The 17,929-nt window shown below is 30.6% G+C and carries 20 protein-coding genes; 3 read left to right on the forward strand and 17 right to left on the reverse strand.

Annotated features, from left to right (window positions below; genetic code table 11):
* Window positions 1-10 precede the first annotated feature (10 nt).
* From GOQ27_RS13405 to GOQ27_RS13435, 7 genes are all read right to left on the reverse strand, one after another.
* Complete coding sequence (locus tag GOQ27_RS13405; protein WP_203367381.1) at window positions 11-565, reverse strand: dihydrofolate reductase family protein; 555 nt, start codon at window positions 563-565, stop codon at window positions 11-13.
* Window positions 566-1,096: 531 nt separating this feature from the next.
* A complete protein-coding gene (locus tag GOQ27_RS13410; protein ID WP_203367382.1) occupies window positions 1,097-1,732 on the reverse strand; it encodes a Vat family streptogramin A O-acetyltransferase in 636 nt (211 codons plus the stop codon).
* 52 nt (window positions 1,733-1,784) lie between these two features.
* Entirely contained in the window at window positions 1,785-2,165 is a 381-nt protein-coding gene (locus GOQ27_RS13415) for a Vgb family protein (RefSeq protein WP_203367383.1), read from the reverse strand.
* Between the two features lie 451 nt (window positions 2,166-2,616).
* Window positions 2,617-3,219, reverse strand: a complete 603-nt coding sequence (locus tag GOQ27_RS13420) for a GNAT family N-acetyltransferase (protein WP_203367384.1) — start codon at window positions 3,217-3,219, stop codon at window positions 2,617-2,619.
* A 68-nt stretch (window positions 3,220-3,287) separates the two neighbouring features.
* Window positions 3,288-3,890, reverse strand: a complete 603-nt coding sequence (locus GOQ27_RS13425; RefSeq protein ID WP_203367385.1) for a TetR/AcrR family transcriptional regulator — start codon at window positions 3,888-3,890, stop codon at window positions 3,288-3,290.
* 280 nt (window positions 3,891-4,170) lie between these two features.
* Window positions 4,171-5,547 (reverse strand): class II fumarate hydratase, encoded by a 1,377-nt coding sequence (gene fumC / locus GOQ27_RS13430; protein ID WP_203367386.1) that lies wholly within the window; start codon window positions 5,545-5,547, stop codon window positions 4,171-4,173.
* Between the two features lie 40 nt (window positions 5,548-5,587).
* Entirely contained in the window at window positions 5,588-6,757 is a 1,170-nt protein-coding gene (locus tag GOQ27_RS13435; RefSeq protein ID WP_203367387.1) for an NAD(P)-dependent malic enzyme, read from the reverse strand.
* Window positions 6,758-7,120: 363 nt separating this feature from the next.
* On the opposite strand from GOQ27_RS13435, the gene GOQ27_RS13440 reads away from it, so the two are divergent.
* A complete protein-coding gene (locus tag GOQ27_RS13440; protein WP_203367388.1) occupies window positions 7,121-7,687 on the forward strand; it encodes an ATP-binding cassette domain-containing protein in 567 nt (188 codons plus the stop codon).
* Between the two features lie 72 nt (window positions 7,688-7,759).
* On the opposite strand, the gene GOQ27_RS13445 is transcribed toward GOQ27_RS13440, so the two are convergent.
* Together GOQ27_RS13445 and GOQ27_RS13450 are read right to left on the reverse strand one after the other, a co-directional pair.
* Window positions 7,760-7,909: a hypothetical protein gene (locus GOQ27_RS13445; protein WP_203367389.1), complete on the reverse strand. Its 150-nt coding sequence runs from the start codon at window positions 7,907-7,909 to the stop codon at window positions 7,760-7,762.
* The gene (locus GOQ27_RS13450) at window positions 7,899-8,540 is read right to left on the reverse strand and encodes a transposase (protein ID WP_203367390.1); all 642 of its coding nucleotides are present in this window, start codon (window positions 8,538-8,540) and stop codon (window positions 7,899-7,901) included. The genes GOQ27_RS13445 and GOQ27_RS13450 overlap by 11 nt, the downstream gene beginning before the upstream one ends.
* A gap of 581 nt (window positions 8,541-9,121) precedes the next feature.
* Between GOQ27_RS13450 and GOQ27_RS13455 the strand changes: the two genes are divergently transcribed.
* Window positions 9,122-9,721: a PadR family transcriptional regulator gene (locus tag GOQ27_RS13455; protein ID WP_203367391.1), complete on the forward strand. Its 600-nt coding sequence runs from the start codon at window positions 9,122-9,124 to the stop codon at window positions 9,719-9,721.
* Window positions 9,711-10,964: an acyl-CoA thioesterase/bile acid-CoA:amino acid N-acyltransferase family protein gene (locus tag GOQ27_RS13460; RefSeq protein WP_203367392.1), complete on the forward strand. Its 1,254-nt coding sequence runs from the start codon at window positions 9,711-9,713 to the stop codon at window positions 10,962-10,964. The genes GOQ27_RS13455 and GOQ27_RS13460 overlap by 11 nt, the downstream gene beginning before the upstream one ends.
* Before the next feature lie 643 nt (window positions 10,965-11,607).
* On the opposite strand, the gene GOQ27_RS13465 is transcribed toward GOQ27_RS13460, so the two are convergent.
* The 8 genes from GOQ27_RS13465 to GOQ27_RS13500 form a co-directional block, all read right to left on the reverse strand.
* Window positions 11,608-12,231, reverse strand: a complete 624-nt coding sequence (locus GOQ27_RS13465) for a hypothetical protein (RefSeq protein WP_203367393.1) — start codon at window positions 12,229-12,231, stop codon at window positions 11,608-11,610.
* 34 nt (window positions 12,232-12,265) lie between these two features.
* A complete protein-coding gene (locus GOQ27_RS13470) occupies window positions 12,266-12,982 on the reverse strand; it encodes a DEAD/DEAH box helicase (protein WP_484477131.1) in 717 nt (238 codons plus the stop codon).
* A 448-nt stretch (window positions 12,983-13,430) separates the two neighbouring features.
* Window positions 13,431-13,598, reverse strand: a complete 168-nt coding sequence (locus GOQ27_RS13475) for a hypothetical protein (protein WP_203367394.1) — start codon at window positions 13,596-13,598, stop codon at window positions 13,431-13,433.
* 39 nt (window positions 13,599-13,637) lie between these two features.
* Window positions 13,638-14,828, reverse strand: coding sequence for an ABC transporter permease (locus GOQ27_RS13480; RefSeq protein WP_203367395.1), 1,191 nt, complete (start codon window positions 14,826-14,828; stop codon window positions 13,638-13,640).
* On the reverse strand, window positions 14,815-15,948 hold the full coding sequence (locus GOQ27_RS13485) for an ABC transporter permease (protein ID WP_203367396.1): 1,134 nt from the start codon (window positions 15,946-15,948) through the stop codon (window positions 14,815-14,817). The genes GOQ27_RS13480 and GOQ27_RS13485 overlap by 14 nt, the downstream gene beginning before the upstream one ends.
* A 32-nt stretch (window positions 15,949-15,980) precedes the next feature.
* The gene (locus tag GOQ27_RS13490; RefSeq protein ID WP_203367397.1) at window positions 15,981-16,913 is read right to left on the reverse strand and encodes an ABC transporter ATP-binding protein; all 933 of its coding nucleotides are present in this window, start codon (window positions 16,911-16,913) and stop codon (window positions 15,981-15,983) included.
* 77 nt (window positions 16,914-16,990) lie between these two features.
* Window positions 16,991-17,413, reverse strand: a complete 423-nt coding sequence (locus GOQ27_RS13495; protein ID WP_203367398.1) for a hypothetical protein — start codon at window positions 17,411-17,413, stop codon at window positions 16,991-16,993.
* Window positions 17,403-17,624, reverse strand: coding sequence for a helix-turn-helix transcriptional regulator (locus GOQ27_RS13500; protein ID WP_484477130.1), 222 nt, complete (start codon window positions 17,622-17,624; stop codon window positions 17,403-17,405). Before GOQ27_RS13500 ends, GOQ27_RS13495 begins: the two co-directional genes overlap by 11 nt.
* Window positions 17,625-17,929: the final 305 nt, after the last annotated feature.

The raw sequence follows: 17,929 nt of genomic DNA on the forward strand, positions 1-17,929 counted from the left end.
GGCCTTAAACTCACTTCTTAGTATATTGCAATAAAACATTTCCAGACTGAAACGCTTCAGCTTTTAAAAGTTTAAGATTCAGCTGACTCTGTAACCCCTGGAATAAAGATATTCCTTGACCCAAAACCAAAGGATTCACAATAATTCTAAATTCATCTATAAGGTCATATTTTATGAAAGCATTGGCGAGTTTGGAACTTCCTAAAATAGCCATATCTTTTCCAGATAGTTGCTTTAGTTCCGTGATTTCTTCAACCAAAATATCACTGAATAGTTTGGTATTATTCCAAGTTACTTTATCAAGGGTTTTGGAGAATACAATCTTAGATAGGGAGTTCATATATTTAGCTATCCTTGGGTCATTCTCGATTGCATAGGTCGTTGGCCAGTAGCTTTGCATTAGCTCGTATGTAACTCGACCAAACAAGAGAGTATCTAAAGAACTTAAAAAATTCAACGCATAATGGTTATATTCTTCATCTACATTATGCCAGCTGATGTCTCCTTTAGGTCCTGCAAAGCGTCCGTCAACAGTAATCATAGACTGTAAAATTATTTTTCTCATACTATTTCCTCCAACCAGAAGTTATTTTATATTTATTTAATTCATGGATGTCTGTTATTAAAAACTTACCCTATCTGAGATCCTATGAAACGAAAATTATAACAAATTAATTTATTAACAACACCCAATCCTTAACTCAATTTTCATAATTCCTACGTAAATATAGACCCAAAAATAATAATCCCCTAAACACTCATCTAGGGGATTATTATTTACACTTCAATATTTATCTGAAAGTTTCTAAATCATTAATTCCAACCTATTTCTTCTCTATCAACACGACCGTCTCAAGCAGTCGCTTCCTTGCCAATCGTAGCTTTTAGCTACTCTTGGGAAAACTTTGCATGAGACGTACATCTACTTCTTCAGTCGTAACACTCCTTCACAAGCAGTGTTACGACTTCAACATGTGTTTTGATAGAATAATAATACAAATACTCAGATAATAGGTGTTAGACCCCCTAAGCCCCTTTGAATTTAGAGGCTTGTTTCCTGAAAATAAGATATACGTAAGTCTCGCTAATTTTTAGTTCAATCATATATCAGATGATCTAACCCATCCTTTGATGTTAGTATTTTAAGATTATTTAATATTTTCTCTTCATCCCAGTTCCACCATTTAAACTTTAATAATAATTCAATTTTTTCATCACTAAAACGTTTTTTAATAAATTTTGCTGGATTACCACCATATATTGTATATGCTTTAACATTTTTTACTACAGTTGAGTTAGCAGCAATAATCGCACCATCACCTACTTTAACTCCCGGCATAATAGTTACATTTTGACCTATCCATACATCATTACCTATCACTGTATCTCCCTTAAAAGGCAACTGTTCTACTGCTGGAGTGACTTTTTCCCAACCACCTCCAAATATATTAAAGGGGTAGGTTGTTATGCCATCCATTCTATGATTTGCTCCATTCATAATGAATTTAACGCCCTCTGCTATTGCACAAAATTTACCTATGATTAGCTTATCTCCTAGAAATTCATAATGATGCTCTATATTATCGTAAAATTTCTCAGGAGACTTTTTATTATCACTATAATAAGTATATTCTCCAATTTCTACGTTGGGTCGTTTAGGTAGATTACTTATATAACAAACCGTTTTGATATTTTCATTTGGATATAGCTTTTTCTTATCTGGTCCTGTCATAGGATATACACTCCCTTTCATCCTTTAATATTTTTCTTTATCATCTCATATTTTAGTAAACTAACTGCCCTATTTTATCTGACTCTTCAGAAAACCATATTGCTCCGTATGGTTCAAGTACAAGTCCATGTGGCTCTGACACTGGTGTAGGTATTTGGTATTCTGTAATTTCTCCGTATGGCGTAATCCTACCAATTTTATTACTTCCCCACTCTGTAAACCAGAGATCTCCATCTTTACCTGAAGTAATTGCATGTGGCTTAGCATTTTTTGTTGGTAAGGGATATTCAACAAATTCTCCCGATGTAGTAATTCTTCCTATTCTGTTACCTGCATTTTCTGTAAACCATATAGCTCCATCAGGTCCTACAGTAATTCCATAAGGTCCTGATTTCTCTATTGGAAGATTATATTCACTTATCTTTATATTCATATACTTATCATCTTTTCATGTCTTTAAAAAACAAAAAAACCTTTCCAACTATAAAGTTTCGGAAAGGTTTTAAGTATCATCATATATATTTAACACAAAACAACTATACTGAATCAAGAATAGTATGATAGTGCTTTATAGAAACAAGTTAAATATGACATATTTATAATCCTATCCAAAACACATAGTAGTTTAGAATAACTCAAAATAACATATCCTAATATCAAGAGATATGTCCACTCTTACCTATACTACTGTAAATGTTAAAAATTGAATAAGATTATATAATCATTTTAACTAATCACCTCAAAGTTTTTATTTTAATACACTTTTATTATAAAACTTTTGGATAATATAAGTCAAGAATTATGTCATTGAGATTTAATTTTATAAGCATTTTCTCCTAACCATAGTTATTTTTGTTAACTGTCACATTTTAATTCTATCCTGTTTACTTATTGGAGACATACAATTCCATATAAATCCTATTCTTAAAACCTTTCAGCTTTGAAAAACGTTCTTTTTTTCGCTCGAATTCTGTAAAACCCAATTTTTTATATAATCGATGAGCAACCTCATTTGTATCTGTAACTTCTAGAATATAACGATTATAATTCTCATTCTCTAATACGTACCTCATCAGAGCAGTTGAAACACCTCTACCTCTCGCTTTAACTGTGGTAGCAACACATTCAATATAAGCTGTATCATCTTGGCAATACAATTTTTTATTAAACTCATCTTTCATAAAATGATAAGCCATACTCCCTTTCACATAGCCAAATGAGTGTCTCAAAATTGTTTTATCAATTGTTAATGCTCGATTCTGGTTATTGGAACAAGCCAGAATTCCAACAATATCACCTTCTAAAGTGGCAAAGTAAAAAACATCTGGACAGATCATTTTCTGAAACGCTTCAATTAACTTTTCCTGGTTGTTTGAGAGAAAAGCTAAGTCTTTCTCGTATCCATCTACAAAAACGGTTGCAATCTCACGAGATACATCTTCTTTAAACTCTCTCATCGGTCTTACTCTAATTTCATAACTTTTCATATGGATTCCTCCTTGATATTTAACTGACTGTTCAGTTTATTAACATTTCTTTTAAAATTCCTTATATTTTAAGGGGTACTATTGGATATTCCTTTTAGAAAGATATCTATTGCATACTGATAAAGCATAAGAAATTGTTTATCACTATAACCAAAGAATTGTGTAATGCTTAAACCTGTGAGTGTACTGTATAAAATATAAGCTAAATCATCAGGTGATTGATTACGTTTAAATTCTTTACGGCACATACCCTCGTCAATGATTTGATAAAAAACTTCATATTCTGGTTTTATCAAATCAAATATCTTATCTCTCATCATTTTGTCTATATTCTCAGTGGCCATGTATTCTGGAACTGTATGTGATAAAGGATTTCGCATGTCTGAAGCATAGTATTTTGCAAGAAGGTAAAGTTTTTCGATTGACGTTTCTACCTTATTCGCATGATCTTCCCATTTTTTTCTCCAAACCTCTGAAGTTTTTTCTACCGTATATAGGAACAACTCTTCTTTGCTTTTAAAGTGATAATAGATGCTCCCTTTGCTTACCTCACTAAACTTACGAATATCTTCCATTGAAGTTCCTACATAACCTTTTTGTTCAAATATAATTTTTGCCTTTTCAGCAATCAGTTCCTTAGTTTTTTCACCTTGTCCTCTTGGTCGAGCCATAAATTCTTCTCCTTTATCTTTATTATTGTTATTTAACTGACCGTTCGTTTTATTAATAATTATAGAACAAGATATCTTTAAATTCAAGTCATTTTAAATAAACAATTGATTTTCTCTATTCAACATGAATGGATGGATTGTTAAACACAATTTAAAACCGTTCTTTTTGCTTTTCTTGGATTATAATATAGAAGTTATTTACTACTAGAAAATAAGAAAAGGTATTTAAAAATGAAATCCCCCAAACTCTTAGTCTGAGGGAATACTTATATATATGTTTTTATTCTTGGGGAGAAATCATTTTTTCAGGATTCACAATTGAATCGAACTCTTCTTCTGTCAACAAATTAAGCTCAATTGCGGCTTCTTTAAGTGTGATACCCTCTTTATGAGCTTTCTTTGCTATTAATCCAGCATTATCATAGCCAATATGAGGATTAAGTGCAGTAACAAGCATAAGAGAGTTTCTTAAATTATGTTCTATATTCTCTATATTAGGAACTATTCCTTTACAGCAATTATTGTTAAATGACTTAATCGAATCTGTGAGTAGTCCAACGCTTTGTAAAAAGTTATATATTATTACAGGCATAAATACATTAAGTTGAAAATTACCTTGGGAAGCTGCAAATCCAATTGTCATATCATTTCCTAATACCTGACAAACAACCATCGTAAGGGCTTCTGACTGGGTAGGATTTACTTTGCCTGGCATAATTGAACTTCCTGGTTCATTTGCAGGTATTCCTATCTCCCCTATACCACATCTTGGTCCGCTGGAAAGCCATCTAACATCATTGGCAATTTTCATTAAATCAGATGCCAGAGCTTTTAAAGCACCATGGGCAAAAACAATCTCATCCTTGCTAGTAAGAGAATGGAATTTATTCGTTGCTGTTATGAAGGTCTTGCCTGTTATATTACTAATCTCCTGAGCTACTTTCACAGCAAATTGAGGATGGGTGTTTAATCCTGTTCCAACTGCTGTTCCTCCAAGGGCTATTTCTCTTAGTTCTTCAATAGATTTTATTATCATACCCTTTGATTTTTCAATCATTCTAAGCCAACCACTTATTTCCTGACCTAAAGTCAGAGGTGTAGCATCCTGTAGATGGGTTCTTCCAGTTTTTATTATATGTGAGTTTTCTTTTATAAGTCTATTAAACGTTTTTTCTAGATCTTCTAATGCAGGTATCAATCTATCCTCTAAGGATATAATTACTGCTATATGCATTGCTGTAGGAAATGTATCATTTGAGCTTTGAGATTTATTTACATGATCATTTGGATGAATGAGTTTTTCTCCAATAATTTCATTCCCTCTATTAGCAATGACTTCATTAATATTCATATTTGACTGTGTTCCACTGCCAGTTTGCCATACCACAAGAGGAAAATGCTCATCAAGACAACCTTCAACTATTTCATCAGTTGTTTGTACAATGCCTTCCATTATTCTTGAATCTAACAATCCGAGTTTATTATTAGTAATAGCAGCTGCTTTTTTTAGTATTGCAAAGGCCTTAATAATCTCAATAGGCATTTTTTCTTCTCCGATTTTGAAATTTTGAAAACTCCTTTGGGTTTGTGCCCCCCAGTATTTGTCTTTAGGTACCTTTAATTCTCCCAATGAATCTTTTTCTATTCTATAATTCATTTTTCCCCTCCTAATTATATATAGTTTTTATTTTTAACTATTATATTCTAGCAACTCCAGATTCTATGGCAGCTTTCTTAACTGCATCTGCTATCTTTTCCATATAACCTTCGTCAAATGCTCTCGGAAGTATAAAGTCAACATTAAGTTTATCTCCTACAGATTCAGCCAAGGCTAAAGCTGCTGACCGCTTCATTTCTTCGTTAATATCAGATGCCCTTACATCTAATGCACCTCTAAATATACCGGGGAATGCAAGTACATTGTTCACCTGATTTGGAAAATCAGATCTACCAGTGCCAATTACAAATGCACCGGCTTCTTTTGCTAAATCTGGCATTATCTCTGGTGTAGGATTTGCCATTGGTAATACTATTGCTTTCTTAGCCATTGAGGAAACCATCCCTTTAGTAACTACATTTGGTGCAGACACTCCAATAAAAATATCTGCGCCTTCCATGGCATCTGCAAGAGTTCCATCTTTATTATCCTTGTTTGTTAATTCAGAAAGTTCTTTTTTATATTTGTCTAAGTTTCTTCTATTGCGGCTTATAATACCTGTCCTATCACACATCAATATATCTTTGATTCCAAAACTAATTAAAAGCTTTGCAATTGAATTACCGGCAGCTCCCGAACCATTTATAACAGCGGTTACATTTTCTATCTTTTTCTTTCCTAATTTTAAGGCATTAATTATTGCGGCTGTTGTAACTATAGCTGTGCCATGTTGATCATCATGAAAAATAGGTATATCCATTACTTCTTTAAGCTTTGCTTCGATTTCAAAGCATCGAGGTGCAGCAATATCTTCAAGGTTTATCCCTCCAAATACAGGTTCCATAAGCTTTATAGTTCTAACTATTTCATCTACATCTTTAGTATTAAGACATATGGGAAAAGCATCAACATCTCCAAATTCTTTGAAAAGTACACATTTCCCCTCCATAACAGGAATTGATGCATCTGCTCCAATATCCCCCAGGCCTAATACAGCTGTACCATCTGATACTACTGCAATAAGATTAGATTTAGATGTATAATCATAAACCTTTTGAGGAGTATTGTGAATCTCTCTACAAGGTTCAGCCACCCCTGGAGTATATGCAGTAGACAAATCTTCCTTTGTTTTTACTGGTACCTTACTATTAACAGTGATTTTCCCAACAAGATCCTTATGTAGTTCTAAAGCAGCTTTATTATAATCCATGACTTTATAACCTCCCATACTTTTTATCTAATCTCTATTATGCATTCTTCCCCCACATTATACCATACAATTATAAGAATATTCCTACTAAAGAAACACTGCCTCAAACTTATTAGTCTAAGGCAGTGTTTCTTTCCTGTAATTTCTTGTTTTGTTTAATTCAATTATATTACAGTTGGTTCCACTATGGTATTTTTTATTAGTTCAATTTTATTTTACAATGAAGCTAAATTTTCAAAAAATAACGAATTATGGTATTGACAAAAATGTATAATTTCTATAATTAATATTAGCGAATCATCCTGTAATTCAAATCACTAAACCTTGACTATGATGTATAAGTTTTTACCTTAACCGCCTACTATGAAAGGAATGATATTTATAATGATTAGTTTAAAAAACATTTCTAAAATTTATAAGAAAGAAAAAGCTTTAGATAATATTAGTTTTGACATCGGAGAAAATCAAATAATTGGTTTAGTTGGAGAAAACGGGGCTGGCAAAACCGCCATCATGAAAATCATAACTGGATTAATAAAAGAATATGAAGGTGAATTTCAATTAAAAAACAATTTAAGAATTTCTAAATTAATTGATTGTCCTGGTTTTTATAAAAATTATGATGCTATGAAAAATTTAAGAATATTAGGAGATTATAATAACGTTTTAGAAGAAGATATAAATGAAATATATAATTTATTTAGCCTAGATGATTTTGGAACCAAAAAACTTTCACAATATTCTTTAGGAATGAAGCAGCGTTTAGCTATTGCTTTTGCTTTTTTAGGAAACCCGTATTTAATTATTTTAGATGAACCCCTAAACGGATTGGACCCTAAAAAAACTATTGAAATAATAAACATTATGAAGAATATATTTATGTTATTAATCTTGTTGAGCCAAATAATCAGCTATACGAGTACTTTATAGACAACAATATTGAGATATTGGAAAATACAAATAAAGCAGCGGGAACGGTTCTTTCTGCTTCATATAAGTTAGCTATTTACTTAAACTTACACGATGTACAATATTATTACTAACACCTAAAAGCCCCGAAATTTGTCTGTGTGATAATCTACTACATTTTAATAATTCTTTTATTATTTCATCTAAATAGTCTGACTTATGCTTAACTTCCTTAAAACTCAATAATACCTTTTTCCTGAAAATATCTTTCTATAAATTGTTGAGCTTGATGTATCCTTAATCTTTGAATATCCTCTTTAAGATCTAAATATTCATTGTTATCATCTTGATAATGGAACTCAGTAAATTTTTTAATACTATTTGAAACATAGCCTAATATAAATTTCTTTTGTTGGCTGCAAATAACATTATTCTTATTTATATATTCATTATAACTACTCCATTCATATTCACTGGGATTTTTAATCATATTAGCTTTAACTGGATTATTATGTACATAACGTATAACCTGGAATAGATGTGTATCATTTAATATAACTTCACTTTTAAATCGATCCTGAAATACATGACCAATTCTATCCATATGCTTATTAAACTTCATAGCATATCTTATATTAATTCTTTTTATTGCTAAAGTAAGATTGTCTATTTTACCTTTAAGTACTAGATGAACATGATTATCCATAATACAATATGCTACTACCTCAATTAACTCTTCTATTGCTTGTACTTTTAAAATATTTATGAAGAAAATTTTTCCTTTTTCATCTCTAAATATAGCTTCTTTATTGATTCCTCTCATCATAACATGATAATATTCAGTAGGACTTATAACTCTTGCCGTTCTTGACATAATACTCACCCTAATTATTATTTTTATAATGAAACCCATGCACCATATTAATTTAATTATACCATTTTATGTATGTATGTGGAATGTATTGTCTGATTATTTTGATTGTCATAGTATTTATTTTTATTATACAGTGTACTACCTAAGCAAAAAGAACCGTCCCCTCTGCTTTTTTAAAATCATCAACCTCTTTGACAAACTGAAAATCATCTGTAACCCTAGTAAATGAAGCTGTTTAAAAGATTAAGTCTTTTATTCCTATAGCGCATTCCACATGCGTTAGCTTGTGCCATTTTACAAATGGAAGTTGGTATTTTAACCTTATAACAAAACTATCCTCGTGGGGTAAACAGCTATTTTTTAACCTTTATCATCTAGTAAAGACTCAATATTAAAATAATATTTCAGCTATATGTATTGATTTTACAACATTATCCTTGCAACTGTTTTGATTTGATGTTGAACTTTAAGAAAATATTGTATTGAATAGGTAAATACAATTGACATTTGATTATAGCCATGATACAATTTATTCAAAATTGAATATTCTAATTTGAATAAATGTTGAAGGAGGAAATGAATTGATAAAATTAATGCTACTAGGTTTATTACAACAAAGAGATCTAACAGGCTATGAAATAATACAATATTTAAATTTGAGTCATGCAGAAAGCTGGGCAGGTATTAAAATAGGCTCAATCTATTATGCTCTTAATAAAATGGAAGAAAGTGAACTAATAAAGGTTCAATGCATTGAAAATGTTGGAAATCGTTCACGAACATTTTATTCGATTACTGAAAAAGGGGAACACTTTTTTGAAAGCGAACTAGAAGATACTCTCAGTGAAGTTGACCTTAATTTTCCTAATTCTTTATACACTGCTGTAACTTTTTTAGGAGAATTACCCTACGAAAAAGCAATAAAAGCTATTAATATTCATATTAATAATCTAGAAAAAGAGTTGTTAAATTGGAAAGTTGCTGAGAAAGCAAAAGAAAAAGTACAATCAAAAACATTACCTAGTTATATGAAAGCTCTGTTAAAAAATGGTTGTACCCATATAGAGGTAAACATAGAATTTTTAAAAGAGATAAAGGAGCTGTTGCTTAAAGAATCATTTGAGGTTCACTTACCTCCATTAAACAAAATAGGAAAAGGAGAAAAAGATTATGAATCCTAAAATAACTTTATCATCAACTAATCAACTAATTGACCAAAGTCTAAAGCTTCAAATTACAGGATTAAAACCTAATCAACAGGTAAAGATACAAGCAGAAATGAAAGACGATGTAAAAAGAACATGGCATTCCTTTGGAATTTTCACAGCTGATTACGAAGGGAATATTGATTTAGATACAACAGCACCTAACGAAGGTTCATACACTGGTTGTGACCCTAATGGTTTGCTATGGTCTATGCAGATAAAGGACAGTAATAGTTCATTTCCTCCTATATTTTTTAAAATGAGTACTCAGTCTCATAAGGTGAGTTTTTATTTGTTAATAGAAGAAAAAATAAAATATAAAAGTGAAGTACAAATTAACTTTACTAATTCTGATACTGAACAAATCGTTGTTCAAAATTCAATAGTAGGAAAACTCTTTAAATCTAAAGAAAAAAATAATCTACCAGCTGTAATTGTAGTTGGGGGATCTACAGGTGGACTCTTTTGGACAGAGCAGATGGCAGCTTTACTTAGTAGTAAAGGATATGCAGCTCTTGCTTTAAATTACTTTGATGTTCAAAATGACAATTTACCAAGTGAACTCATTGAAATTAAAATAGAATACTTCAAAAAAGCACTGGACTGGCTTAAAAGCAAACCTGAGATTGACAAAAATAATATAAGTATAATGGGTATTTCTAAAGGTGGTGAGCTATCATTATTGTTTGGTTCATTTTTTTCTAAGCATTTAACTTCCATAATTACTTACGTTCCTTCTTCCCATGTATTTGAAGGAATTTCAATGGAAGTTCATCAGACAAAATCATCATGGACTTATAAAAACACCCCTATTGAATTTGTACAATACCCATCGAATACAAAATTCTCAAAAAATATGAATCCTATTGACATACGTATAATTCATGATAATGCATTAAATTCAGCTACTTCTAAACAATTAGATAGTGCTCGTATTCCAATTGAAAATATAGCATGTCCTATTCTTATGATTTCAGGCGAAAGAGATACCACTTGGCCATCCTCAAAAATGTGCAGAGATATGATCCAAAATTTAGAAGAAAATAATAATCCTTATCAATCAAAGCATCTCAATTTTTGCAATATGGGTCACACTTTCTTTCTCCCTAATATCCCCCCTATGATTGATCATCCATCAGTAAATGTACAAAATGCTGCAAGTGCTAATAAAAAAGCTTGGGAGGCAACATTGAACTTTTTGGATAAACATACAAATTAAATCATTTGAAATCTCAGCATAATCAATACAAGTAAAAATAATGCACCGAAATTTTGGTGCATTTGTTTTTATTTCTGAGATATTTTAAAAACGGTTGACACAATATCATAAATCTAATCAGAGTAAAAAATTTTAAATAATTTTCTATATATATATATCCTGGTATGAAAGAATTATCTAAGCCAGTATTAAAAAATATTTCATATTCCATTTGTACTAAGATTGGGACTTCCCTTATACTTAGTATTAATAGAACATTATTTTGAGACCATAATAATTGTCTATTTATGAAAAATGAAAAAAGATCAAAGTTTCTATCTTTAAAACTTTGACCTTTTCATATCTACATTTAAACTATTCGCAGAGCAATGCAAACTTCCAATTCACCAATCGGCACTTTATTTCTAAAATCATCGCCATCTTTTGCGAATTTAAAATCGTCTGTAACTCTTGTAAATAAAGCTATTTCGTAGATTTTACTCTTTGTATTCCTACAACGCACTCCACATGTGTTTTGATAGAAAAACGATACTAATATGCATTAATATTGATTTTGCGTAAAGATGTATCCCCTAAAAGGAAGGGAGGCTACCTTTCTAATTTTATCAACTAATGGGAACTACATTGCTTCATTTGAAAGTATTTACTTAGCCACATTACTACTCTCCATGCCCATGATAAAAGCAGGAAATATTAATGACCATCCAAATAGATTCATCAATACACCAATTCCAACAGAACCTATCGTTAAACCGCAGTTTAGAAGGTATAAAATTGGAATATATAAAATAAAAATCATAAGAACACTCGGTATCATAGCTACAAACTTAAAGATATCATTTTTTGCCAGTAATTGAACAAAGCAAAATAGAATTGAAAATGCTGCTGGAAGTACAAAAACATATGCTGCACCTACAAGGTATATACTTGCAAGTATAGCCATAATTAGATTTAAAGCTATTCCTGCCAACATAAACTCCACTCCACTGTTATCCTTTCCTTTGAATCTGTTACTTGCAAAGCTAAAAACAAATATCGCTCCCACCATAACTGCCAAGTATATTAAATTGGTATTAGGAATGTGTGGCAGGTATATCAAAATGAATTTCAGTCCGTTAATCTTAGCTAAAATATAAGGAACTGATGTTGAAAATAATGCAAGAAATATTAATGTGAAGAAGGTTGCAATTGTATTTAAAAGGATTTTTTCAACTTTAAGTTTTCCCTTTTTATATGCCAAAATTGTCAGGGCAATAAAACTGATCATTACAATAATAAGTAGTACATTTGCTGTATTTTCACTATATCTTATCGCAAGTATATTTAAGATTTGCTAGTTCATCATAAACTTCCTCTACCTTTTTCTGTGTATTACAAAATATGATACAACTCTCTGGGTTTTCTACTATTGTTATATCCCTTAGAAGTTGAATTTTAGCGCTTTCACCTACAGTATATCTTTGTTGAGATATACTATCTGCCTCGGGATTTTTATTTTCTATTTCTACATACATAGAATTTTTCGTGTATTTTTCACATAAGAATTCTATGTCTTTAGGCATTGTAGCTGACAATAACATGGTAACCCGTTCTTTGGGTAAACTTATTATTATGGCCTCTATCTGCTCTACAAATCCCATATTAAGCATTTCATCTACTTCATCTATTACAAGATATTTTACTTTTGATGTATCAAATGTGTCTTTTTCGATATGATCTATAATACGCCCAGGTGTACCAGCAACCACATGGTTTTTATTCTTAAGTTCCTTTTCTTGTTTTTGGAAAGGTGACTTCCCATAAATTGCCGATACTTTAACCCTTTTAAATCTGCCAATATTAAAAATATCTTCCTTGACCTGAATAGCAAGTTCCCTTGTTGGTGCAATCACTAATGATTGAGGTTTATTTTCATCCCAATCTATTAATTCACAGATAGGAATTCCAAATGCTGCTGTTTTTCCGCTTCCAGTTTGAGACTTTACTATTATATCCTTTTGATCTAATATAGCTGGTATAACCTGTTTTTACACGGTTGTAGGAGTTTTAAAATTTAACATACTAATTGCTTTTAGTATCTCACTACTTAATGAGTAATCCTTAAAATTCACTTTTATCATTTAGTCATCCCTTTATATAATGTTTTTACTTCTATTTTTGTTGCCAATCGGAATTTTATTATCCTTACATATTCAATGACAAACTTTTTTTGTTATAATGTTTGATCAATATTTTAAGTTATATGCAGGACTACTACCGTTTCAACATGGCTTGAGAGGATAGAACGAATGTCATTAGGGCCATCAGAACAAGGGAACATATCAACTGCATTTTTTAGCACTATCGGTATGTGGGAATAAATCAATCAGCTATAGTCCCCTACGACATCTATCCTAATAGAGTTTGATAATAAAATCTTTTGAAAGAACCTAATTGGCATAGCTTGTATTGCCAAGTAATTAATTTTTAATTACTTTTAGAAAATAATTTTTTCCCTATCATAGAACCAATAAAAACAAATGACACTGAAACCAATACATTTAAGTGGATGCTAACATCTAGTATTTGCCTAAATATAAAGCTTAATATTACAGCAAAAACAATTGAAAAAATAAATATTTTAATTTCTTTCATCATTATTACTCTCCCTTTCTTTAGATAATTGGATTTGCTCTACTGGCTGTGGAATCTAGAGTATTTTACCTTAGAAATTATAAAAGTAAAAGCAAAAATTCCAATTCCAAAAGCACAAACCGTTAATATTTGCCAACCAATTGGTATTAAATAGTCACTTGATACAATGTCTAAATTTTGTATATTATCATTTGCCTTTATATACCAATATATTGGTGTAAACTGTGCCACTTTTATTATCTTTGAACTCATCAACTCCAAGGGTATAAATAGACCACCTATAAAAGTCATGCTAAGTATTATTATTGCTACTAAGGAATTAAATGTGTTTTTATTTCTAACATTTTTACCAATTAAAAATCCAATTGATAAACAGGTTATTGCAAAGCACAGGGCATTAATTGAAAATAATATTGTCTTTGGTAATGAAAATTGATGTCTGAAAAAAACAATGCTAATTAACATACCAAGCCCCCAGCAAAATAAAACATAAGATATATTTCCTAAAAATAACTGAAAATTTCGATTTGATATAGATAGTGAGGAAATATTGTTTCTTTTAATTATTTCTGGCTTATTAAAAACCATCATGCTCATTCCTACGCCACTTACGATTGAAAAAAGTAAATAAAGGCCAAGAAAGTTATAATGATTTATCATATTTCTTGTTACTTCAAGTAAAACATTACTATCACCATGTACTTCAACATTTATATATTTTGATAAATCATCCTTTACTCTTTCTACTATTTGAGCTTGGTCATCTTCATCCATATAACTAGCGTATATTTTGGCTTTATTGAGGAATTTATTTATATGACTTTGCACATAAAAAGCTTCTAGCGAATCTGGTTTTGACATTTGTTCAATTGTTAAGCTATTATCTTTAAAGAATTTTTTTGTAAATCCGTAAGGAATTCTTATTGCAGCTTGTATTTCATTTGAAAAAAGAGCATTCTGAATATCTTCTCTATTATCGACTACAGTAACTATTTCTGCATGCTGCGAAAGGTAACTTTTCATCCCTTCTACTAGTTCTGTATTATTTTCATTGGTCATGTCTTCATTCAAAAAAGCAATTTCTACTTCAATATCAGTAAATGAATTAACATCTGATGTTAAATCTGAATGGCTATATAATAAACTTAACCCTAAGTAGGCAACTAGCAGAATTGCTATAGACAGAAATTTTCTTTTAATTATTTTATGATATGTTTTAAATACTTGCATACTTAACCCTCCTAACAGTTAAATATGTTATCGCACTAAAAAAAAATGTAAGAGAAGACATAAGTACAACATTTCTAGCAAGAATTGCATAGTTATCAAAGTAGTATAAAGAAAGTAGTCCGTCATTTACTAATTTAATAGGGTTAATGCAGGCTAGAAATGGCAATTTACTCTCTAAAATTTCGTTTATCTGCGATACTGTAATTACATATCCTATTCCTATAACTGAATTAATAATGGTTACTTGTGTGTCTTCATCTTTTTTTATAACTGCACCGATGAAAGAACCTAAAGAAATTGCCATTGCACTACCAACAGCTGTTGTTAGAAAAACAAGCCCTATTGGTTTTAACAATTCGACGTTTAAAACAGTAGACATGAATATAAGTTGAAAAGTTATAATTCCCAGCTGAATAATCCAAGATACAAAAAAGTCGATAGCTAAAATATGTAATTTTTTTTGAGGAATAAGACCCATCCTTGCACCTATTGAAGACAAATCTGCTTGTGACAAAGTTATTATCCTTAAGCCCCAAAAAGAAGCATATAAACAAGACATTGCAATTAAAGAATAATAAATCATAATGCTAAAATCTGTATTATCGCTTTCTGAAAGTGGCACATCTTCAATAAAGTTATTGGTCAACAAATCTATATTTTCTAATGCACTTGGGTTATTAGACAGTATCGTTTCCATGGTAGAGTTAATTTGGATGTATTCATCTAAAAGAGCTTTAATTAGACTTTGTTCAGTACCTGATCTTTTAACTATTAATTTTAGTTCATCTTCAATCTTAACGTACCCATCTATTTTGTTATCCTCTAACAATTGTTCTGATTCTTCTAGTGATCTAATAGATATGTTATAAATGGATTGACTATTGTTTTCGTAAGATTCAATAATTGAATTGACATAATTTTTAAACCTTATGTCTTGACGGTAGCCATCGTTATCAACAACTGAAAATTCCACTTTCATAAATTCTTCTTGTGGATTTATGTTAATTAAAACAATATGAAATAAAACTGCAAGTATAACTGGAAACATAAATGCCCAAAAAATAATAGCTTTGTCTCTTATTAGACATATGAATTTATATTTTAGTACATGTAGTAACATGATATGTCTCCCCCCTTTTTTGAATTTATTTATTAGTCTCTCAGTTTTTTACCTGTAAATTTTAAGAATACATCATTTAAAGTAGGTACCTCTGATTGAATACTACCGAACTCTATATTTCGATCTTTTAAGTACTCCAAAATAGTTAAAACATTTATATCACTTTTACTCAATGATATGAATATTTTGCCATTATCATATTTTGCAGATATTACAAAAGGGATTTTTTGTATTTCAGCTATTTCTTCTTCAGAGACTTTTGAGTTTTCAATAATCAACCTTTTATTAAATTCTAACTTATTTTTTAACTCCTCCTTGCTTCCTAATGCAATTATGGAACCTTTATCAACTATACCTATACGAGTGCATATCTGTTCTACTTCTTCCATATAATGAGATGTATAAATTATAGTAGCACCACTACTATTTAGTTTTTGAATGCCTTCAAGTATATAGTTCCTACTTTGTGGGTCAACTCCAACTGTTGGTTCATCAAAAATAATAAGCTTTGGTTTATGAGAGATTCCACATGCTATATTTAATCTCCTTAACAATCCTCCTGAAAGTTCTTTGGGGTAACGTTTTCTATAATCTTTTATTTTAACAAATTCCATTGCTTCCTCTACCAAATCTTTTTTCTCATTTATATTTTTTATGTACAGACCACAGAAGTAATCAATGTTTTCATAAACAGTTAACTCATCAAACACTGCAACTTCTTGCATCACAGCACCGATTTTTCTTTTAATTTCATAAGCCTCTGGTTTCATTTTTTCCCCAAATAGTTCAATATTTCCACTTTCATATTTTAAAAGAGAAAGAATGCAATTAATTGTAGTTGTCTTACCAGAACCATTTGGTCCTAAAATTCCAAATATTTCTCCTTCTTTGATTTCCAAACTCAAATTATTAACAGCAGTTACATTTTTATATTTTTTTAATAAGTTCTCTACTTTAACAACCATTTTATGATTCTCCTCTCGTTAATTCCTACCTTTAAACAGTCTTACCCTAAAAATATTCATTTTCTAATCATGGTGCTCTACGTATTGCTTTTTTCCCACAAATGAATAATAATCTTATATAGAAAAAATAGAAAAAGAGTACCAAAAAAAGTCACTGTGAAACCGCCCAATATACGTTTAATATCCATCCCTATCTTTGAAAAAACAATAATCGCTGATAGTATGCCTGTCAATAATGGAACTAAAAATACAAAGTATCGTTGCTCTTTTTTGTTCATTGAAACAGGATACGTGATGGGAATCCCTTTAATCGCTAAAGCAAAAAATTGTGCTAACGATGCAATAAACCAAACTAAAAAGAAGTCAAGTGTATCCATAAGGGTTTGATCCAAGACAAACCACCGATACAATAGCACTGCAAATATACCAAACCAAAAAATCGTATAGCCAATACTTTTCGCTATTTTAACATCTGCATTTACTCTCTCATCATTTTTCATTTACATCCTCCTCTAACCAAAATAGTTGATCAAGAGACTTATTTAGAACTTGGCATAATTTAAGCCCTAAAGCTATTGTGGGATTATATTTCTCTTTCTCTATAAGCCCTATTGTTTGCCTTGTTACCCCTACTTTTTCAGCAAGTTCTTCTTGAGTGAGTTGTTTCTCATTACGGTTTTGTTTAACACTGTTCTTAATTATATAAATCACCTCGATTTTGAATAAATAAATGCAAAATATATATTCCATCTGATTGTAATATATATTTTGCATTTAGTCAAATAAAAAGTAATACAATTTTCGAATGGAATCAAAAAACGATGACAGGCACTAAGTTAATAAGTTATTAAATATTCAGACAATATCCTCAGTCTATATTCATGAATTCTAATACCAAGATTAAACCTCTAGGCATCCATGTTTGCCTAGAGGTTTTTACTAACTAAAACATCGTATTAACTTTCGCCCTTGCAAGCCTTGCCACACACTCAGTCGTAGAATGTTTCCAATCGCAC

It is taken from the genome of Anaeromonas frigoriresistens (genome assembly GCF_016820655.1).
Classification (GTDB): Bacteria; Bacillota; Clostridia; order Tissierellales; family SIT17; genus Anaeromonas; species Anaeromonas frigoriresistens.